At 31.0% G+C, this 2,901-nt stretch carries 1 protein-coding gene; it reads left to right on the plus strand.

Annotated elements, in window-relative coordinates:
* The first annotated feature begins 889 nt into the window (after window positions 1–889).
* Window positions 890–2,443, plus strand: a complete 1,554-nt coding sequence (locus ACFSY7_RS10505) for an ISL3 family transposase (RefSeq protein ID WP_380147794.1) — start codon at window positions 890–892, stop codon at window positions 2,441–2,443.
* The last annotated feature ends 458 nt before the right edge of the window (window positions 2,444–2,901 follow it).

Below are 2,901 nucleotides of genomic sequence, written 5' to 3' on the forward strand. Positions count from 1 at the left end.
TATGTACATACTATTCACCTCAAGTTCTAGTATGTTACATTTAATGGTAAATTTGTACATCTTTAAGTGATTTTATATGTACACGTTTAAATTAGCATTTATAATTACAAATCAAAAGGCATGTAGCTGCTAACAAACGAGGATAAAATATACTGCTCCACACTCAAGAGTATAATAGAGTAGTTTTTACAAGTATTTTTCAGAATGATACGAAAAGATGTGCTAGTTAATAAATAAAGACATGGCTACATGGCATTTTAAAAACGATGTTCAGATTTAATACATCAATTTAATGGGATTAACAGTAAGATTTAAACAGTAAAGGAATGATCAAAAGTGTATGCAGGTGAATTTGATAAATATGGTATTGCCATTTTTCTCTATTCAAAAAACGAATTTTAAGAGGACAGATAGAAGGAATATAGATATCTTTATTGAGGTAGCAATGGATTCAAGATATAGGTAGTTATTCTAATGAAAAGAAATCATTAGTTTGTTACCAGTGAAAGAATTCGATAATAGATTGATTTATAAATGTAAAGCCGCTGAAACCATACTTATAAATGAAAAGAATATTTGTTATGAAGAAGGAGAAGCTACCTACGGATCCTTATTATAATTAAGTAAGTATAGCTTCACTTCAAATACAATAGTAAAGGTTTAAGTGAATGCATGTTTCTATCTGTAAATCCTAAGGTAGCAAGTCTACAGATAAGGTTTTTGGGAAACTACTAATAAATTTTAATAACCAATTATAAATTTTTTTAATAGTTTAAGCTTTAAGACCGATAAATTGTTTAGTGCAAAATAAAAAGGGTTCTTACGCACTTTTGGTGTTAGATTGAATACGATATTATCTGGGTATAGGAAGCAAAAAGGATTGATAGTTATGTTTATACCTTGGAAAAATCCTGATCCATTTCTTCGACTCTTGTCTATTAAACAAGAGTCAAATGGTTATCATTTATTTTTGGCGAGCGTAAATGAGATAGCAACTTGCCCAACTTGTCTGTGCCAAACTACTAAAAAACACAGCACATATACAAGACGTTTGCAAGACCTTCCATCTACAGGGTTAATTGTTACTCTTCATTTGAAGGCAGCAAAATGGCATTGTAAAAATTCAAAATGTTCACAGCTTATTTTTGCAGAACGTTTTTCATGGCTTGCACCCTATGCAAGAAAAACCATTCGCGCCACAAATTTATTAAGGCACTTTGCTTTTTCTACGAGTTGTTTAGTAGCAGCAAAATTAGCGAAAGTCGCAGGCTTTTCTGTCAGTCATGATACATTACTCCGCATTATCTACCAAACAAATGTCACACCACGAGCAATTTCAAATGTTATAGGAATTGATGAATTTGCATGGCGTAAGGGACACACTTATGGAACTATTATTTGTGATTTTATAACAAGGAGAATTATTGCGGTCTTACAAGACCGCCAACAAGAAACTATCACAACTTGGTTGAAAAAATATCCTCATATTCAAATTGTTAGTCGAGATGGTTTGACTGCTTTTAAAGAAGCGATTAAGACAGCAAATCCAAATATCATACAAGTATCAGATCGCTGGCATTTTATTAAAAACTGCAAAAAGCGCTTAGATAATCTTCTTTTATCAACGATTCCTTCTTCATTAGAAAGGAAAAACATTTCTGGAGAAAAATCAACATTACCTCTTGCTAGCTATCAAGTACGTGCAATAGAAAGGAAAGAAAGTAAAAAACAATTAATTGCCAAAGTACAAAATGCTTATCAAGATAATCGCTCTATGCGGCAATTGGCTAAACAATTTCAATTAGATCCAAGAACAATAAAAAAATATTTAACTGCTGGTGATGATTGGTTAAGCACAACTAGAGGTAAAAAGGCGCACCCATTTCAAAAACGTATTATTCAATTAGAAGAAATGCGAATGACAGTTAAGAGAATTCATACACTTCTCATAAAAGAAGGATTTTTAGGCACCTATGGTGCTACTCGGATGGCAGTAGAAGCGATTCGAAAAGCAAGGCGTCTACAATTTTCTCAAGAGAAATCAGATTTAATAACACGTCCACAAATTAGTTTGCTCCTTTGGAAGTGGCCACAACAACTTACGTTTGAACAATCGCAATGGCTACATTATTTGTTTGAACATTATCCCATTTTCAAAAAACTTTATGATATTGTTCAAACTTTTCGAAAAGCAGTAGAAATCCGCGATTATTCACGGTTTTTAAATTGGCTATCACAACAACTAGCAGACCGAACACAGCCGTTTTATCCCTATGCTTTACGTTTACGACAAGACTTGAACGCTATAAAAAATGCATTTGAATATCCCTATACAAATGGCTTTGTTGAGGGACATGTGAATCGATTAAAAACAGAAAAGCGTCGATTATATGGACGTGCAAGTGTTGTATTATTAGAAAAAAGAGTACTATTTCGTCATTGATATTTTTATAAAATAACGATAATTCATTTTATACATATACTTGTTTGTCTAACACCAAAAGTGCGTAAGAACCAATTTTATCCTGCATAATACATATAGTTATAAATATAAAATATCCATTTAAAAGAAAAATATCAGTATAATATATATAGTATATAAAGTTTTATAAAAAACGTTTAAAATATCAATAAAAAATACTAAAAAACTATTGCATTATTATATGTACGGTGTATAATATAACTTGTCGTTAAGAAATGACACATAACTTAATCAAAAATAATAATTTTAAAAAAGTTGTTGACAACTTAAAATTAAAATGTTATTATTATTAAGTCGTCAAGAGAGATAACGACAACGAAATGAACCTTGAAAACTGAACAAGCAAGATGTAATCACAATAAATTCGGTTCAATTGAATCGAAAAAATGTTATCAAGCAAGATAACGCTAGCAAAGCAA

The organism is Kurthia populi (assembly GCF_042686175.1).
GTDB classification, from domain to species: domain Bacteria; phylum Bacillota; class Bacilli; order Bacillales_A; family Planococcaceae; genus Kurthia; species Kurthia populi.

Coding starts and splice junctions, on each gene's coding strand:
- ACFSY7_RS10505 (WP_380147794.1), top strand. CDS start 890: ATGTTTATACCTTGGAAAAATCCTGATCCATTTCTTCGACTCTTGTCT.